This is a genomic window from Halomonas ramblicola, assembly GCF_030409215.1.
GTDB classification, from domain to species: domain Bacteria; phylum Pseudomonadota; class Gammaproteobacteria; order Pseudomonadales; family Halomonadaceae; genus Halomonas; species Halomonas ramblicola.
Genome location: NZ_JAUFPL010000028.1, coordinates 618,330 through 635,919 on the forward strand (window position 1 = coordinate 618,330; position 17,590 = coordinate 635,919).

14 protein-coding genes are annotated in these 17,590 nt (G+C 68.2%); 2 read left to right on the forward strand and 12 right to left on the reverse strand.

Annotated elements, in window-relative coordinates; translation table 11 throughout:
- Positions 1-3: 3 nt before the first annotated feature.
- From QWY80_RS13855 to QWY80_RS13895, 9 genes are all read right to left on the reverse strand, one after another.
- On the reverse strand, positions 4-354 hold the full coding sequence (locus QWY80_RS13855; protein WP_435389371.1) for a DUF488 domain-containing protein: 351 nt from the start codon (positions 352-354) through the stop codon (positions 4-6).
- 2 nt (positions 355-356) lie between these two features.
- Positions 357-695 carry a SaoD/DsrE family protein gene (locus tag QWY80_RS13860; RefSeq protein ID WP_290232515.1) on the reverse strand — a complete coding sequence of 113 codons (339 nt, stop codon included), beginning with the start codon at positions 693-695 and terminating at the stop codon, positions 357-359.
- The gene (locus QWY80_RS13865) at positions 692-1,081 is read right to left on the reverse strand and encodes an iron-sulfur cluster assembly scaffold protein (RefSeq protein ID WP_290232517.1); all 390 of its coding nucleotides are present in this window, start codon (positions 1,079-1,081) and stop codon (positions 692-694) included. Before QWY80_RS13865 ends, QWY80_RS13860 begins: the two co-directional genes overlap by 4 nt.
- The gene (locus QWY80_RS13870; protein WP_290232519.1) at positions 1,078-1,842 is read right to left on the reverse strand and encodes an ABC transporter permease; all 765 of its coding nucleotides are present in this window, start codon (positions 1,840-1,842) and stop codon (positions 1,078-1,080) included. The genes QWY80_RS13865 and QWY80_RS13870 overlap by 4 nt, the downstream gene beginning before the upstream one ends.
- Positions 1,839-2,621: an ABC transporter ATP-binding protein gene (locus QWY80_RS13875; protein ID WP_290232522.1), complete on the reverse strand. Its 783-nt coding sequence runs from the start codon at positions 2,619-2,621 to the stop codon at positions 1,839-1,841. The genes QWY80_RS13870 and QWY80_RS13875 overlap by 4 nt, the downstream gene beginning before the upstream one ends.
- On the reverse strand, positions 2,618-3,688 hold the full coding sequence (locus tag QWY80_RS13880) for an ABC transporter substrate-binding protein (RefSeq protein WP_290232524.1): 1,071 nt from the start codon (positions 3,686-3,688) through the stop codon (positions 2,618-2,620). Before QWY80_RS13880 ends, QWY80_RS13875 begins: the two co-directional genes overlap by 4 nt.
- Before the next feature lie 131 nt (positions 3,689-3,819).
- Positions 3,820-5,181: an FAD-binding oxidoreductase gene (locus QWY80_RS13885; protein ID WP_290232526.1), complete on the reverse strand. Its 1,362-nt coding sequence runs from the start codon at positions 5,179-5,181 to the stop codon at positions 3,820-3,822.
- Between the two features lie 129 nt (positions 5,182-5,310).
- Entirely contained in the window at positions 5,311-6,942 is a 1,632-nt protein-coding gene (locus QWY80_RS13890; protein WP_290232528.1) for a helix-turn-helix transcriptional regulator, read from the reverse strand.
- Positions 6,943-7,072: 130 nt separating this feature from the next.
- Complete coding sequence (locus tag QWY80_RS13895; RefSeq protein ID WP_290232531.1) at positions 7,073-9,088, reverse strand: CocE/NonD family hydrolase; 2,016 nt, start codon at positions 9,086-9,088, stop codon at positions 7,073-7,075.
- 114 nt (positions 9,089-9,202) lie between these two features.
- On the opposite strand from QWY80_RS13895, the gene QWY80_RS13900 reads away from it, so the two are divergent.
- On the forward strand, positions 9,203-11,236 hold the full coding sequence (locus QWY80_RS13900) for a CocE/NonD family hydrolase (protein ID WP_290232533.1): 2,034 nt from the start codon (positions 9,203-9,205) through the stop codon (positions 11,234-11,236).
- A 13-nt stretch (positions 11,237-11,249) separates the two neighbouring features.
- Here QWY80_RS13900 and QWY80_RS13905 read toward each other — a convergent pair whose 3' ends face one another.
- Positions 11,250-12,275 (reverse strand): D-alanine--D-alanine ligase family protein, encoded by a 1,026-nt coding sequence (locus tag QWY80_RS13905; protein ID WP_290232535.1) that lies wholly within the window; start codon positions 12,273-12,275, stop codon positions 11,250-11,252.
- Positions 12,276-12,391: 116 nt separating this feature from the next.
- On the opposite strand from QWY80_RS13905, the gene QWY80_RS13910 reads away from it, so the two are divergent.
- The gene (locus QWY80_RS13910) at positions 12,392-14,329 is read left to right on the forward strand and encodes an aconitate hydratase (protein WP_290232538.1); all 1,938 of its coding nucleotides are present in this window, start codon (positions 12,392-12,394) and stop codon (positions 14,327-14,329) included.
- A gap of 85 nt (positions 14,330-14,414) precedes the next feature.
- On the opposite strand, the gene QWY80_RS13915 is transcribed toward QWY80_RS13910, so the two are convergent.
- Both QWY80_RS13915 and QWY80_RS13920 read right to left on the reverse strand, forming a co-directional pair.
- Entirely contained in the window at positions 14,415-15,335 is a 921-nt protein-coding gene (locus tag QWY80_RS13915) for a diguanylate cyclase (RefSeq protein ID WP_290232540.1), read from the reverse strand.
- Entirely contained in the window at positions 15,328-17,496 is a 2,169-nt protein-coding gene (locus QWY80_RS13920) for an ATP-binding protein (protein ID WP_290232542.1), read from the reverse strand. Before QWY80_RS13920 ends, QWY80_RS13915 begins: the two co-directional genes overlap by 8 nt.
- Between the last annotated feature and the right edge of the window lie 94 nt (positions 17,497-17,590).

Sequence of the window (17,590 nt, forward strand, 5' to 3'; positions counted from 1 at the left end):
GGCTCAACCCAGCATCCTCAGGTACTGCCCGAGCACCACGGCGTTGTTGTGGCGCTCGTCCTTCGAGGCGAACACCAGGGTGACGGGCTCGCGGGCGGCGCGCTCGGCCAGTGGCCGCAGCGTCTCGCGGTGGGCCTTGAGCTCGGCCAGGTAGCGGCGGCGGAACTCGCCCCAGCCGAGCTCGCCGGCGTGGAACGCCTTGCGCAGCTCGTCGCTGGGGGCGGCTTCCTTGGGCCAGGCGTCGATGCGCGCCTCGGCCTTGGCCAGGCCCCGCGGCCAGAGGCGGTCGACCAGGACCCGGTAGCCATCCTCATGACTGGGTGCCACGAAGGCCCGCTTCAAGTGAATCGACATAATCAGAGGGTGATGACCTGGTCGGGCGGGTTGCCGCCCAGGGCCGCATAGAGGTCCGGGAAGCAGCCGATGGGCACGCCGGGCATCAGGCGGTCGGCGATCTCGCGCTCGTAGCAGCACTGGTCGCAGCCCATCAGCAGCATGCCGCTTTGCTCGGCCACGGCACGCAGCCGCTCGCCGATGGGGTTGCCGTCCACCAGCACGTAGTTGTTGTCTTCGAAGAAGAACATCCCGACCACCTCGGCGCCGTGGCGGCCCTCCTCGAGCTGGGGCAGGATCATTCTGGCCAGCACGTAGGAGACGTTGTGACGCTGGGTGGCGAACAGATAGGCGACCTTCATGATGGGCTCTCCTGCAGGGGGGAAGGAATCGCGGTGCGCCAGGCGGCAACGGCCAGCACGGCGCGATCCCGGTGCGCCGGGGGCACGCCGGCCAGCAGGGCCAGCAGCGCCCGGGCATCCAGGCCGGACGCCGCCAGGGGCCGGCCGGTCTCGTGCTCGACCAGCGCCTGGCAGTAGGCCACCAGGGTGGCGCAGGGGGTGGCCTCGAAGCGGATCTCGGCGATGACGGCCTGCTCCACCGCCAGGCTGAAGCGGGCGCGCAGGCCCTTGGGGGTCTCGATCCACTCGCCCAGGTGCGGCAGCGGCGCGGCGCGCCGGGTGCGCAGGCCGCGCTCCAGGCAGTCCTGCAACCGCAGGGGGCGCGCGGGGACATGGCAACAGGTCATCGGCGGTACTTCCAGCGCAGCAGGTAGCGCTCCAGGGCGCCGGCCAGGCCGAACAGCAGCATCACGAAGACCAGCACCAGCACGATCAGCGCGAAGGTCAACTCGGCATTGTAGGTGCTCTGGGCGAACGCCAGCAGGTAGCCCAGGCCGCGACTGGAGGCGACGAACTCGCCCACCACGGCGCCGGTGAAGGCGAAGCCTACCGCCACCTTGAGGCTGCCCATCACCCAGGCCACCACCGAGGGCACATAGACCTCCCTCAGCAGCACCAGGGGGCCGCCGCCGAGGGTCTTCACGCGCTCCACCAGGCGCATGTCCACGTCGCGGATGCCGTTGTAGACGGCGAAGAAGGTCAGCACCACCACCAGGATGAAGGAGAGCGCCACCTTGGAGGCGATGCCGATGCCCAGCCAGATGATGAACAGCGGGGCGAGGATGACCCGCGGGATGGCGTTGAGCATCGCCATCACCGGCTCCAGCAGCTCCGCCACCGGCCGGACCAGGGCGGCGATGAAGCCCAGCAGGGCCCCGCCGGCCAGGCCCAGGAAGAGGCCCATCAGGGCCGCGCCGAAGGTCGCCTCGAGGTGCTTGTAGATCTCGCCGTCGACGAACAGCTCGGCGATGGCGCCGCCGATGGCCGAGGGCGGCGGGGCGTAGAAGGGGTCGACCCAGCCCAGGGCGCTGATGCCCTCCCAGAGCAACAGCACCAGGGCCAGGGCGGCGGTGCGCCGCAGCTGCAGCCACAGGGTCGCCCGGTTCATGATGCCGCCGCCTCCGCGGTCGGCCGACGCCGCGAGACGGGGGTGCGCACCTCCTCGGAGAGCGCATCCCACAACGCCCGTGCGGTGACCGCGAACTCGTGTTCTTCCTTGACGCTCAGCAGGTCGCGCGGCCGCGGCAGGTCGATCTCCCAGCGCCCCTTCACCTGGGCCCGCGGCCCGCTGCCGAGCAGCACCACCCGGTCGGAGACGGCCACGGCCTCCTCCAGGTCATGGGTGACCATCAGCACGGTGAGGTGCTCGCCCTCGACCCAGCCCAGCAGGTCCTCGGTCAGGTAGTGGCGCACGATGGCGTCCAGGGAGGCGAAGGGCTCGTCCATCAACAGCAGTCTGGGGCGCAGTGCCAGCACCTGGGCGATCGCCACCCGCTTGCGCTGGCCGCCGGAGAGCTCGCGGGGATAGCGGTCGCCGAACTGGCCGAGCCCCATGGACTCCAGCCAACCCAGGGCCGTGCGCCGCGCCTCGGCCTTGCCGGTGCCGCGGATGCGTAGCCCCAGCGCCACGTTGTCGCGGGCGGTGCGCCACGGCAGCAGGGCGTCGTCCTGGAACAGGAAGCCGACCTCGTCACGCGACGGTCCCAGCCGCACCTCGCCGGCGCTGGGCTTCTGCAGGCCCATCACCGCGCGCAGCAAGGTGCTCTTGCCGCAGCCGGAGGGGCCGATCAGGCTGACGAACTCGCCCTCGGCCACGCCGAGGTCCACCGCCTCGAGCACCGGCTCGTCACCGTAGCTCATCTGCAGGTCGCGGATATCCAGCATCATGAAGCGAACAGGTCCGGATAGGCGATTCGCTCGAGGTCGACGCCGCCGCCGCGGCCACCGGCGGCCTTCTGCACATCGATCACCCGCTGCATGGCCTCGAGGTCGAGCCGTACCTCGACGGGATAGAGGGAGGCCCGGTAGCGCTCCAGGCTGGCGGCGACGAGCTCGCGGTCCCCGCCGGTGATGATCTCGCGTGGCAAGGCCTCCACCAGCTCCTCGGGTTCGGCCTCCTGGACGTACTCGAGCCCCTTGGCCAGGGCGCGACCCAGGCGCAGGATCTCGTCGCGGCGCGCCTCGAGTTCCTCGCGGCGCACCGCCACGCCCATGAACTCGTAGGGGCCGCCCAGGTACTCGTTGGCGTCCTCGATGTCCATGCCGTTGACCAGCACCCGCGCACCGCGCTCCTGGAGCAGCGACAGCGCCGGCTCCTGGACCATGCCGGCGTCCAGCTGGCCGAGGCGCAGGGCGTCGTAGAGGTTGGTCCCCACGGTGGCGAACTCGACGCTGTCGAGGTCCACCCCGGCCCGCTGGAGGAGATACATCAGGAAGGCATGGTCGGCGTTGCCCAGCGCCGAGACGCCGAGGGTGCGCCCCGCGAGATCCTCGACGGAGGTGATGGTCTCGGCCCCCTCGACGCTGGTGGCCAGGGCGAACAGCGGCAGGCGCCCGGTGGTCGCGACGCGCACGATGTCGGCACCGCTGGCGAAGGCATTGAGGGCGGCGTCGAAGGAAGTCGCCGCGTACTCCACGGCGCCGCCGTTGAGCGCCTGGAGGGCGGCGCTGCCGCCGCGGGTATAGACGAGCTCGACATCGAGCCCCTCCTCGGCGAAGAAGCCCGCCGCCCGGGTGGCCTCGTAGGGCACCACGCAGAGCAGCTGGCTGCAGAAGGCCAGGCGAATGTGCTTGAGGTCCTGGCCGAGGACCGCGCCCACGTCGCCCAGCGCCATCAGGCCTGCGGCCCCCGCCATGCCCTTGAGCAGGGTACGGCGGCCGACGCCACGGCTGATGTGGATGATGTCCAGATCGCCCGCTTCCCTCGGACGCAGGTCAGTGCAGCAATCCGACATGACGACACTCCCAAGCATGCTGAATGGAGCAATCGATTAAGTCTAAGCAGGAAAAAAATGGAACCTCAAAGAATAAAGAACCTTAGCAATATAACGATAGTCAGGGTTCACGCCCCCGTCGAGTCGCCCCGTCATCCGCCCGCCGTCGGCGTGATGTTCTGATTGAAGCGGAAGACATTCGCCGGATCGTACTCGTTCTTCAGCGCGACCAGCCGCGCGAGGTTGGCGCCATAGGCCGCCCTGACCCTCGCCTCGCCCTCATCGCCCAGGTAGTTGACGTACGCGCCCTCCTCCAGGAAGGAGGCCACGGCGCGGAAGCAGCGGCGTCCCCAGGCGATGTTCGCCGCCGATTCCGCGGGATCCTGCCACATCCGCAGCACCAGGACGCCGTGCTGCGCCTGCCGGTAGGCGAAGGCGGTATCCTGGGCGCCCACGCGACCGATCGCGCCCCCCAGGTGTTCGATGGCGATCGCGGCAAAGGGCGCGGGCGTATCGGCGACGAAGAACTCCAGCAGCGCATCGATGGCGTCGTCGCCGAACGCGCGCATGAAGCCGGCCTTCCAGTAATGCAGCCGGCCGGGCTGGAACACCTCGGTGAGCAGATTCTGCACCCTGGCGTAGGGGACCGGCGCAACGCTGTCGAGCAGCGGAGCGCCGAACGCGCGCATGGGCCGCAACACGGCCTCGCCCTCCTCGAGGGGCCCGCAATAGCACATCTTGATGTCCAGTACGGGGCCCTTGGGTCCGGACAGCAGGGTGGCATCCGCCCTCACTTCATCGGGGGCCGTAGTGGACCAGTCACGGTAGAAGCGCAGGACCTCCCCGGCACGCTCGAGGGGATAGACGAGTTCACCGCCCAGCACCGGCCCCACCGGGTGCAGCCGGTACGCGAAGGACGTCACCACGCCGAAGTTGCCACCTCCGCCGCGCAGGCCCCAGAACAGCTCCGGCTGCTCGTCGGCACTGGCCGTCACCAGCCGTCCCTCCGCGGTGACCACATCGACCGACAATAGGTTGTCGCAGGCCAGGCCATGCTTGCGGTTGAGGTAGCCGATCCCGCCCCCCAGGGTGAGCCCGGCGATGCCGGTGGAGGGCACGATGCCGCCGGTGGTCGCCAGGCCGAAGGCCTGGGTCTCATGATCGAAGTCCCCCCAGGTGGCGCCGCCCTCGGCGCGCGCCACGCGCTGACGGGGATCGACCCACACGCTCCTCATCGGCGACAGGTCGATCACCAGGCCCTCGTCACCGACGGCGCTGCCTGTCACACCGTGGCCACCGCCGCGTACGGCGATCGGCAGCGCCGACTCACGCGCGAAGTCGACCGCCGCGATCACATCGGCCACCCCGGCACACCGCACGATCATGGCCGGGCGTCGGTCGACCAGGCCGTTGAACACCCGGCGAGCCTCGTCGTAGGCCTCGTGCTCCGGCAGGACGAGCCGTCCCCGCAAGCGGTCCTGGAACTGTTGGATGATGCTGGCGTTGATGGTCATGATCGCCCCTCCCCTCGTTGAGGTCATCTCCACGCTTCAAGACTGCGCCAGGAAGCCGGGCGGCGCCTCGGCGAAGCTACCCAATCGGCCTCACTTGACCACTGGGTAGTTTCCGCCAGGCAGGGGGGATCAAAGGAGCTGGTGCTGGCAGGCGTAGGCCGTGGCCGCGGTCCGTGACGGCACGTTGAGCTTGGCGAGGATGTTGCCCACGTGGCGGTCGATCGTCCGCTCGCTGACGCAAAGCTCGAGCGCAATGGCCTTGTTGGTCTTGCCGGAGGTAATCAGGCGCAGCACCTGGAGTTCGCGCGGGGTCAGGCCGTGGCGGGCCGTGTCTCCGCAGGCATGGGCCGGCAGGCGAGACAGCTCGGGTAAGGCGCCCAGTTCCCGGAGATACCACCGGGCCGTGTCGAACTCCATCCTGGCGCTATCGACATCGCCGAGCCGCTCGCAGGCACGCCCGATGAGTCCCCGGCTGCGGGCCAGCTCATAGGGGACTTCCAGGTCTTCCCAGAACCGGCAGGCCTCACGCAGGGGCCCCAGCGCCGCCCGGGGGGCGCCCTCGGCCAGCCGGATCGCGCCCCGGGCGCCGGCCGCCAGGGCCCGCAGGAAGGGGGCGTCGAGCCTCTCGGCCATCTCGGCGAGCTCATCGGCACCGGCCTGGGCCGCCGGCATATCCTCCACGGCGAGCATGATCTCGGTATAGGCGGGCAGGATGGCGGCGCGGCTCGACTCCCCGCTAGCCTCGTCCAGGATCCGCCGAATCGCCGCCTCGGCGGCGTCGACCTTGCCCTGGGCCAGCCGCAGGAGCGCCAGGCCGGGCTGCTGCGCATGCCCCCAGCGACTGGCCTGCGCATAGGCCCGCTCGGCCTCGCGCCACTCGCCACGCAGACGATGGAGCTCGCCGCACAGGTAGAAGGCATAGCCGGTGCCGGCCTCCCCGGGCCGATCGCAGAGCCGATGGCACGCCTTTTCCGCCTCCTGCTGGGCATCCGGCCAGCTGCCATGCAACAGCATGAGCTCGGCCCGGTGCACCAGGCAGCGTCCGCGATAGGGAACCAGATCCGGCTGGGATTCGCACCACCGGGTCAGCGCCGCCGTCCACTCCTGGGCCCGGCGCAGATCGAAGATCTGCTGGCACGTCTCGATCACGCCGCAGTAGACGATCCCCGCGACCAGGGGAGAGAGCTCGCCGGCATCCATCGCCACCATGGCTTCGTCCAGCAGGGTGGCCCCCGCCTGGATCTTCCCCAAGCCGATCAGCGCCTGGCCCTGACCGAGGCAGGACATGGCCACCAGGTTCGGCTCCCCGAAGCGGCGACCGAGCTCACCCGTCTGCCGAAAGAGGGCGTGGGCCCCCGCGTGGTCGCCCGCTCCCAGGCTCCCGAGCGCAGCCGGAATCCGCACGTAGCCGGCTTCCACACAGTCGAGCCCTTCCTCGTCGATGAGACGGCTGGCCCGAGCGACCCAGGCGCCGCCTCGCGCCTTCTCGCCGCTCATGAGCAGCCCGAAGCCCAACCAGAACGCACACCGGGCCGCACGCGCCGGATCGCCCGCGGCCAGCGCATCGTGGTAAGTCCGGGCCCAGAGGTCGTTGCTCTCGGCATCCTTGCCCACCAGGTAGGCGGCAATGGCGAGTCGCTCGAGATCGTCCAACGCCAGCGTGGTCCCCCGGGCGGCGCCGGACAGCTCGGCGTAGGCATCCGCCCATGCCCGCCGCTGAAAGGCCACCCGCCCCGGCTGCAGTGCATCGGTCGTCTTCATAGGCCCTCGCGACTCAGCGACCCGTACACAGCAAGTGTCGCCTACTCCCTTCGACCCTGCCCGCCGACCGACCCGATGGCCGGGACCTTCTACTACGAGACAGGCGAGTGGCGCCGGGCCGTGACGGGGATCACAGGCTGTCCCGCGGCACGCTCTCGTTCCAGGTGCTGGCGAAGACCCGGTCGCCGCCCTCGTAGGCATCCACGGTGGCGTTTATGCGGAAGTGTGTCGGCGTGGCGGTGAGCTCCGTGCGGGTGGTAACGACCACGGACCAGTCGCCGCGTTCGAAGGAACGATGGTTGACCACCTCGCCGCTGAGCGTGGCGTAATCGTCGTTGCAGTAGCGGTAGCATTCACTGACGTCATAGCCGAGGGTCAGCTCGAGGTCATCGAGGCGCCAGGCGCCGTCGTTGTCGATGACCCTCAGGCTGACCTCGTTGGTGGCCAGGTTGAACAGCACCGTCCATTCCCGGTGTGCCGGCTCGAGCAGGGTGGTCGAGGGTGCCGGGGCGGCTCGCGGCAGGCCCAGGTCGCGCAGCTCGCCATCGGCTTGCCGCGCCGGGCGCTCCGGCAGCAGCAGTCGGCAGCCTTCGCAGTGGAGCGTCAGGGTCGCCGGGACCGGGGACGGCCAGGCCAGCGGCCAGTAGGACGAGGAGACGGCCAGGCGGATGCGATTGCCGACCGGGAAGCGTTGGGCGACGTGGTTGAGCCGCACCCTGACCCGGTAGCGTTGCCCGGGCACCAGCGGGGTGGGCCGAGCATGCTCGTCGCGGTGACTGAGGTTCAACAAACCATAGGTAATCAGGGTCACGGTGCCGTCGGGGCCGATGTCCGAGAGGCGCACGGCGATCATCGCCTGGGGCCGGTCCGCCGCCAGATCGAGCTCGACCACCGGTTGGCCGAGGATCTCGACGGCCTCGTCTAGCGGTGGCGTGTCGAAGCACAGCGAACCGCCGTCTTCGAGGCGCTGATCGGTGGGCAGGTCGGTGCTCTCCGAGTAGCTGCACCACTTGCCGGCGAACATCCCCACGCTGAGGGGGCTGCGAATCACCAGCGGCGGCGATGCGGGGCCGGCCGCCCCGCCGGGCGGTTCGAGACGGCCCGGTGACAGGGCATAGGGTTGCGTCCGGATGCGCTGGCTCGGCCAGTCGTCCTCGGCCACCCAGCGCCCGGGACGATCGTCGCTGATCGGCGAGACGCTGTCCTGCATCCAGGCGCGCAGCTTTGGTTCGGCGTCGACACCATTGTCGACGCCCTTCAGCCAGCGGTCCCACCAGCGCAGGCATTCGCCGAGGAAGTCGATGGACGGGCCGGGCCCGCCCAGGTGCGGGTACTTATGGCCCCAGGGCCCCACCAGCCCCTGGCGTGGCACCTCGAGATGGTGGATCAGGCGGAACACGGTGTTGCAGTAGCCGTCGGCCCAGCCGCTGACCGCCAGCACCGGGCAGCGGATCGCCGCGAAGTCCTCGCACACCGAGGCGTGGCGCCAGAAGGCGTCACGCCGCTGGTGCTCCAGCCAGTGCTTGAGCCACAGGCCACTGCCCCGGAGACGCTGAAACCACAACTCGCGCCAGCGCTCGCCGACGACGGCCGGGTCCGGCGGGCAGGCATTGTAGGAGAGCATCACCGACGCCCAGGAGAGGTTGTCGGTCAACAGACAGCCGCCCATGTAGTGGACGTCGTCGGTGTAACGGTCATCGGAGGAGCAGACGCTGATCACCGCGGCCAGCGCGGGCGGCTGCAAGGCGGCGATCTGCAGCGCGTTGAAGCCGCCCCAGGAGATGCCCAGCATGCCCACGCGACCGTCGCACCAGGGCTGGGCGGCGAGCCAGCGGATCACCTCGACGCCGTCATCGAGTTCCTGTTGCAGGTATTCGTCGAGCAGCACGCCGTCGGAGTCGCCGCTGCCGCGCAGGTCCACGCGCACCCCGGCGTAGCCGTGTCGGGCGAAGAAGCCATGGATCCCGCTGTCGCGCACCGCCCGGAAGTCGCGCTTGCGGTAGGGAATGTATTCGAGCACCGCGGGCACCGGATGCGCCGCGGCATCCGCCGGCAGCCACAGCTTGGCGGCCAGGCGCACGCCGTCGGGCATGGGGATCCAGGTATTCTCGATGATCTCGACTGCGGCCGCCTGCCCATCATGCATTCTGCGCCCCTCCGGCGTTCGCCCCGGCACTGGCAGCACCGCGGCGCCAGCCCTTTTATCGTATATGATGAATACGGTCCCCGCCGCTACGGCGCCTTCCCTGCAGGTGCTGCGATGAAGATCGTGCATGCCTTCCCCCGCGAGGTGCGGGTCATCGAGAACGTCTGGATTCCCATGGCCGACGGCGTGCGCCTGGCGGCACGGATCTGGCTGCCCACCGACGCCGAGCGTCATCCGGTGCCGGCCATCTTGGAGTACATGCCCTACCGCAAACGCGACTTCACACGGCTGCGCGACGAGCCGCTGCACCGCTACTTCGCCGGCCACGGCTACGCCTGCATCCGCCTCGACCTGCGCGGCAGCGGCGACTCCGACGGCTTGCTACTCGACGAATACCTGCAACAGGAACTCGACGACGCCGTGGAGGCCATCGACTGGCTGGCCGCGCAGCCCTGGTGCAGCGGCGAGGTCGGCATGATGGGCATCTCCTGGGGCGGCTTCAATGCGCTGCAGGTGGCCGCCCTGCGCCCCGCGCCGCTCAAGGCCATCATCACCATGTGCTCCACCGACGACCGCTACAGCGACGACGTCCACTATCAGGGCGGCTGCCTGCTCAACGAGAACCTGGGCTGGGGTTCGGTGCTGTTGTCCTGCGCCAGCACACCGCCGGACCCCGAGATCGTGGGCGCCGACTGGCGCGCCAAGTGGCGCCACCGGCTCGACAACGCCCCCTTCTATCCGCTGGTGTGGATGCGCCATCCCCACCGCGACGCCTATTGGCGACACGGTTCGGTGTGCGAGGACTTCGCCGCGGTCAGCTGCCCCGTCTATGCGGTGGGCGGCTGGGCCGACGGCTACGTCAATGCCATCCCGCGGCTGATGGCCGGCCTCGAGGGCCCACGCAAGGCGCTGATCGGGCCCTGGTCGCATGCCTTCCCGCATGCCGCCCTGCCCGGGCCGGCGATCGGCTTCTTCCAGGAGGCGCTGCGCTGGTGGGACCACTGGCTGAAGGGCCGGGACACCGGCCTGATGGACGAACCCATGCTGCGCGTGTGGATGGAGGAGTATGTGCCCCCGGCGCCGATGCATGCAGAAAGGCCGGGCCGCTGGGTGGCGGAGGACGTCTGGCCGTCGCCGCGGCTGACGCCACGCACCCTCTACCTCAACGTACTGTCGCTGGGCGAGCGCGCCGATGGCGAGGACCGGCTGCGCATCGCCTCGCCGCAGACCACCGGCCTGGCCGCCGGCGACTGGTACGGCTTCGGCGCGGAGGGCGAGTCGCCCACCGACCAGCGCGAGGACGACGGCAGGTCGCTGGTCTTCGACTCCGATCCGCTGCCGGCGCGGCTGGAGATCCTCGGCGCCCCCGTGGCCAGCCTCGAGCTGGCGGTGGACCAGCCGGTCGCCTACGTCATCGTGCGCCTCAACGACGTCGCCCCCGACGGCGCCTCGGCGCGGGTCAGCTACGCCATCCTCAACCTGACCCAGCGCGACAGCCGTGAACGCCCCGCGCCCTTGATCCCCGGGCGGCGCTATCGCGTCCGGGTGCGGCTCAACGACATCGCCTATGCCTTCGCCCCCGGCCATACCATCCGCCTGGCGGTCTCGACCTGCTACTGGCCGGTGATCTGGCCGGCGCCGGAGCGGGTCAACCTGACCCTCTACACCGGCACCAGCCGGCTGGAACTGCCGGAGCGGCCGCCGCGCGACGCGGATGCCGAGCTGCGCGCCTTCGACCCGCCGGAACGCGCGCCCATGCCGGAGATGACCACGCTGCACGTGGCGCCCTTCCGCCGCCAGGTGGAGCGCGACCTGACCACCGGCATGTCGATCTACCGCATCGCCACCACCGGCGGCGACTTCGGTGACGCCGCCGTGGCCCGGCTCGAGGACATCGACCTGACCGTCGGCTACACCATCGCCAAGACCTACCGCATCCATGACTACGACCCGGCGACGGCCGAGGCGACGGTGGAACAGACCACCACCCACCGTCGCGGCGACTGGTCGACGCGGCTGGAATGCCGCACCCAGCTCACCGCCACCGCGGAGCGCTTCCGCATCCGCGGCACGCTCAAGGCCTACGAAGGCAACGCCTTGTTCGCCCGCCGCGACTGGGACGAGGAGGTGATCCGCGAACTGCTGTAAGAGCGGGCAGGCCTCAGGTCGGTGTCTCTAGCCCATGGCGCGCCACCGCCGCCTCGAGGATCAGGCGCAGCAGTTCGTGGTAGGGGTAACCGGCCCATTCGGCCATCAGCGCCAGCTTGCCGTTCCAGTACCAGGTGGGGTTGGTGTTGACGTCGAGCAGCCGTGGCTGGCCATCCTCGCCCTCGCGGAAGTCGATGCGCGCGTAATCGCGCAGCCCCAGCCGGCGGAACAGCTTCACCGAATCATCGACCAGCCGGCTCCACTTGACGTCGTCGATATCCGCACGGCGGAAGCGCAGTTTCTCCCAGTAGGGCGAGTCGGGATTGGCCTTGGAGCCGTAGGTGAGGATCGGCGGCAGGCCGGGGTCGAGGGCGGTGTAGTCGATCTGAAGCGGCGGCAATACCGTGAAGCCGGTCGACGGATTGCCCACCAACCCCACCGTGTATTCGGCGCCGGTGAGGAAGTCCTGGATCAGCGCATCGGTCACGGTGGAGTGCTCCGCCAGCCAGCGCAGGTAGGCCTCGGCCTCCTGGGCGTCGTGCACCACGCAGTCGCGGGTGATGCCGAAGCTGCCGCCGCTGCTGTTGGGCTTGATCAGGCAGGGATAGATGCTCGGCAGCACCAGGGGATCGGCGGCGAGGTCCACATAGGTCTCGTTGGGCACGGCGATGCCCTGCCCCGCCGCCAGCGCCCGAACCAGCGCCTTGTCGGTGGTCAGGCTGATACTCATGGGGTCGGCGCCGGTATAGGGGATGCCCAGGATCTCCAGCAGCGCCGGGATATCGCGCTCCAGCTCCCAGTCGTTACGGAAGCCGGTGTCGCAGAAGTTCAACGCCAGGTCCGGCGGCCGGTCGCGCAGGTCATCGATCAACGCGGCATGGTCGTCGAGGTAGCTGAAGCGATACCCGGGGAGACGCTCCAGGGCGGTACGCAACTGCTCCACCGCCTCGAGCTCCTCGCTGCCGAACATCCCCTCGACGGCATAGGCATACGGCAGGCGGGGATCACCGAGCAGCACGGCCACATTCAGGTGTCGCATGGCTCCTTCCCCTCGGTGTCGGTGCTTGGTCACTACTCCCAGTATAAGAGTTCCTGCGACCAGGACGGCTCCGCCAGACTGCTAGACTGAAGGCGAATCCGCGACGGGAGCGCGTCATGACTCGGCTCAATGTGACCCGCAAGCTGATCGAGTCCCACCTGCTGTCAGGCAGGATGGAGCCGGGCGAGGAGATCGGGCTTGCCATCGACCAGACCCTGACCCAGGACGCCACCGGGACCCTGGTGATGCTGGAATTCGAGGCCATGCAGGTCGGCCGCGTGCGCACCGAGCTCTCGGCCCAGTATGTCGACCACAACCTCCTGCAGGAGGACTTCAAGAACCCCGACGACCACCTGTTCCTGCAGAGCGCCTGCCGCAAGTTCGGCGCCTGGTTCAGCCCGGCCGGCAACGGCGTCAGCCATCCGGTCCATCAGGAACGCTTCGGCATTCCCGGCAAGACCCTGGTCGGCTCGGACAGCCACACCCCGGCCGCCGGGGCGCTGGGCATGTTCGCCACCGGTGCCGGCGGCCTGGAGGTGGCCCTGGCCATGGCCGGCAAGCCGCTCTACCTCAAGATGCCCAGGGTCGTGGGGGTGGAGCTGACCGGCGAGCTGCCCGACTGGGTCAGCGCCAAGGACGTGGTGCTGGAGCTGCTGCGCCGCTTCGGCGTCAAGGGCGGCGTCGGCCAGGTCTTCGAGTACTACGGCCCCGGCCTCGCTGCCCTCTCCGCCATGGACCGTCACGTGATCGCCAACATGGGCACCGAGATGGGGGCGACGACCTCGGTGTTTCCCGCCGACGGCGAGGTGCAGCGCTTCCTGGCGCGCCAGGAGCGCGGCGACGACTGGCAGGAGCTGCTCGCCGACGACGGCGCCGACTACGATGACCATGTCGCCCTGGACCTCTCCACCCTCGAGCCGCTGATCGCCCTGCCCAGCAGCCCCGGCAACGTCAAGCCGGTGCGCGAGGTGGCCGGCGAGGAGATCTACCAGGCCTACGTGGGCTCCTCGGCCAATCCGGGCTTTCGCGACTTCGCCGTGCCGGCGCTGATGGTCGAGGACCGCCGGATTCCGCCGGGCGTCTCCTTCGACGTCAACCCCACGTCGCGCCAGATCCTCGAGAACCTTGCCAGTCACGGCTACCTGTCGCGGCTGATCCGCGCCGGTGCCCGCCTGCACCAGGCCGGCTGCAACGGCTGCATCGGCATGGGCCAGGCGCCGGCCACCGGGCGCAACAGCCTGCGCACCGTACCGCGCAACTTCCCGGGCCGCTCCGGCACCCCCGAGGACCGGGTCTTCCTGTGCAGCCCGGAGACCGCCACCGCCTCCGCCCTGACCGGCCGGATCACCGATCCGCGCGAGCTGGACATGGCGTACCCCAGGTTCGAGGAACCCGAAGCACTGGCGATCAACCGCGAGATGCTCGTCGCCCCCGCCGAGGACGGCGACCTGGTGGCGCTGATCAAGGGGCCCAATATCAAGTCGCTGCCCGAGTTCGAGCCCATTCCCGCCCGCTTCTCCGGCCCCGTGCTGCTGAAGCTGGGTGACGACGTCTCCACCGACGAGATCATGCCCGCCGGGGCCGAGGTCCTGCCCCTGCGCAGCAATATCCCGGCCATCGCCGAGTACGTCTTCCGGGCCGTCGACCCCGACTTCAGCCAGCGCGCCAGGGCGCTCGATGGCGACGGCTTCTTCCTCGTCGCCGGCCGCAACTACGGCCAGGGCTCGAGCCGCGAACACGCCGCCATCGCCCCCCGCTACCTGGGGCTGCGCGCGGTCTGCGCCCTCTCCTACGGCCGCATCCACTGGCAGAACCTGGCCAACTTCGGCGTCGTACCGCTGACCTTCGCCGACCCCGACGACCTGGAGCGCATCGACCAGGGCGACGAGCTGGCCCTGGACGACCCGCTCGGCGCCCTCGACGGCGGCGACGAGGTCACGCTGCACAACCGGACCAAGCAGGAGTCCTACACCATGCACCACGGCCTGTCGAAGCGACAGGTCGACATGATCCGCCGCGGCAGCCTGATCCAGCTGGTGCGCGAGGAGGCCTAGCCGGCGCCTCGCCATCGGCCTGATCGCCGACCACCCGCCGCTGAAAGAGAGCCGCACCCGGTCGCCAGGTATAGAACCATGAACTTCAACCGCAGGTATGACGCATTTCAACCCGGTTTCGACCATTGGATTTCGCCCCATAGAGGGCTTGGTCGGCAGCCGTGAGAAGGGTCTCGGGCGAAGCCTGCGAAGGGTCGTCGAACTGATCACTGCCTGCGATCCCGAAGCTTGCGGTTACCCGGAGCTCGTCCCGGCCTTGCCTGAGAGGCATTGCCGCAATCTCTTCGCGCAATCGTTCCGCGATAACCAAGGCACCCTTGGTTGCCGTATTCCTGAGAATAATGGCGAATTCCTCACCGCCGTAGCGGCAGGCGATATCGCTGTCGCGAGATGCCCGGCCGAGCACTTCCGCAATACGCTGTATCACGAGGTCGCCGAAGGGGTGTCCATGGGTATCGTTGATCGACTTGAAGTGATCGATATCCAACATGATCAGCGAAACGGGCCCCCCCTGACGCGCCATGGCCGACAGTTCGACCGCCAACCGGTCGTCGAGATAACCGCGATTCCAGAGGCCAGTGAGGGCGTCGATCTGCGCCTTGGTGGTCAACAGGTCGTGGTAGCGCTTGGTGCGCAGGGCAGATCTGACCCGAGCCTTGAGTTCGAAGGCATCAAAGGGCTTGGTCACATAATCCACGGCTCCCAGTTCGAAGGCCTGGACCTTTGTCGCTACATCGATAGTGCCGGTAAGAAAGATCACCGGTATACCGGATAGCGTGGGGTCCTCCATGATCTGGCGACAGAGTGCCATACCATCGGTCCCCGGCATCTCGAGATCGAGCAGTATCAGGTCGGGCAGGTGCTGCAGGGCAAGCCCAAGGCCTTCCTCCGCGTTGTGAGCATGCAATAGCGTTACGCCTTCCGAGCGGAGCCGGGCACTGACGAGTCGGTGTATATCAGCCGAGTCGTCGACGACCAACACGGACTGCGACACCCTTTCACTCATGGTGGGGAGTTCCCTGTTGACCCGGGCGAACCCGGTCACAGGTGGCAGCCAAGCAATTCATTGCATCGAACACCTCACTGACCTGATTCGCGTGTTTTGCGGCGACTTCCAGTGCCCCTGCATCACGGCTCACGGGCATGAAACCATAACCGCCGGCGGCGCCCTTGAGCTGGTGCGCCAAGCGCCTGACAAGCCCCAGGTCACCAGCGTCGACGGCCGAGCGGATATCATGGACCTGTAACGGCAGCCGCTCGACAAAACCGACGACCAGCTCCTCCATGTCCGGGTCGTCGGCAAAACTGCTGTAAAGCGGGCCACCCCCTTCCCCCGATTCGTCGCTCCCCGACAGCGTAGCGGTAGTGGTGGGTTCCGGGCCAACGACCTGATCGTGCTTCAGGTAAGACTCGACGGTAGCAAGCAGCAGGGGCCGATCGATCGGCTTGCTAAGGTAGTCGTCACAGCCGGCCAGCAGGCAGCGCTCACGCTCACCGGACATGGCGTGCGCGGTCAGGGCGACGATCGGCCCCGTATATCCCCTGGCACGGAGCCTGGAGGTGGCGCCATAGCCGTCGAGCCTGGGCATCTGCATATCCATGAGAATCAAGTCAAAGGGCGCATTGGCATCGAGGGCAGCCTGGGCCTGCGTGACCGCGGCCTGGCCATTGTCGGCAATCTCGACCTCGAGGCCCTGCCGACGCAGGATCGTCGAGAGCAGGAGCTGGTTGTCGATACCGTCCTCCGCCAGCAGTATGCTCCCCTCTAGCGTCCGTGTCGCACCCGTTTGACCTGGCTCGACGTCGAATTCGATGCTCGACACGCCGGGCTCGGCGACCATCTCCGCTTGCGCATCGATCGGCTGATACAGGATCAGGGAGAAGGTACTCCCCTCCCCCGGGGTGCTTTTCACCCGGACCTCGCCTCCCAGCGCCTCGGCCAGCGACCGACAGATGGCCAGGCCCAGGCCGGTCCCCCCATATTGCCGAGTGGTGGAGGGGTTGGCCTGCCGGAATGGCTGGAAAAGCCCCTCGATCTCGGCGTCGCTCAGGCCGATGCCGGTATCGGTGACGACAACTTCCACCCGAGACGAGTCCGTGCCCGCATCGAGACAACGTGCCGTCAGCTCGACCCCACCCTCTTGGGTAAACTTGACCGCATTGCTGAGAAGATTGAACAGGATCTGTCGCACCCGCATGGGGTCACTCTCGATACGCGCCGGGATAGGCGTCTCGTAGGCGACGTCGAAAGCCAGGCCCTTCTCATAGGCACGAACCTGCATGACGGAGGCGGCTTCATGCAACACTTGGTGCAACGAGAAATCGACCGACTCGACATTGACCTGGTCGGCGTTGATCTTGGAAATATCGAGCACATCGTTGATCAGCGCCAGCAGGTGTTCCCCATTGCGACGGACAGCCTGTACGTAGTTGAGCCGGTCACTATCACTCAGTGACGGGGCCAGTAACAGGTCCGTGAAGCCAAGCACGGCGGTCAATGGCGTCCGGATTTCGTGGCTCATGTTGGCAAGGAATTCGCTTTTGACACGCGCGGTTTCCTCCGCACTCTCTCGCGCTCGCCGCAGTTCCCGCTCCAGTGCCTTGGTTTCGGTGATGTCATGGAACACCACGACGGCACCGATCTGTCGGCCATCTTCTCCCCACAGGGGTCTACCACTCGCTGCAACATGGCAATCGGCCGGCCGTTCGGGGGTCCGGATGACCAGTTCGTCCCGATCCACCGGCTCGCCGCGTAATGAGCGGCTAAGGGGCAACTCCTCCGACGGGTAAGGCGTCTCTCCGTCCGCTCGGAAGAGGCCGTATGCCTCACTCCAGGAGGCGGGCCCTTGGTCCACCGGCCCTTGACCCAGCAGATTCCGGGCGGCCGTGTTGAAGATGAGAAAGTGTCCCGCCATGTCGGCCACGATGACGCCCTCGACCATCGATTCCAGCACGGTCCGCAGCACCGCTTGCTCCCGAAGCGCCTCGAAGGTATCTGGCGTCGACTCATCGCGTTGGAAGAGTGTCCGCAGCTCGGCTTCGAGTGCCATGATATCGGCATCCAGTCCCTCGATCGTCCCGAGGCCTGCCCCTTCCCCGGATGGCGTTTCATGCAGCCAGCGCTGGATGCGTTGCCGAAGATCGGCGATCCTGGCATCCGATGTCATTATCACCTCCGTTTCCGGTACGAAACTTTTAATACTCTCAACATACTAGTGGATATCCTGAAACCGTGATGCCGGGGGGCCTACACTGAGGAAG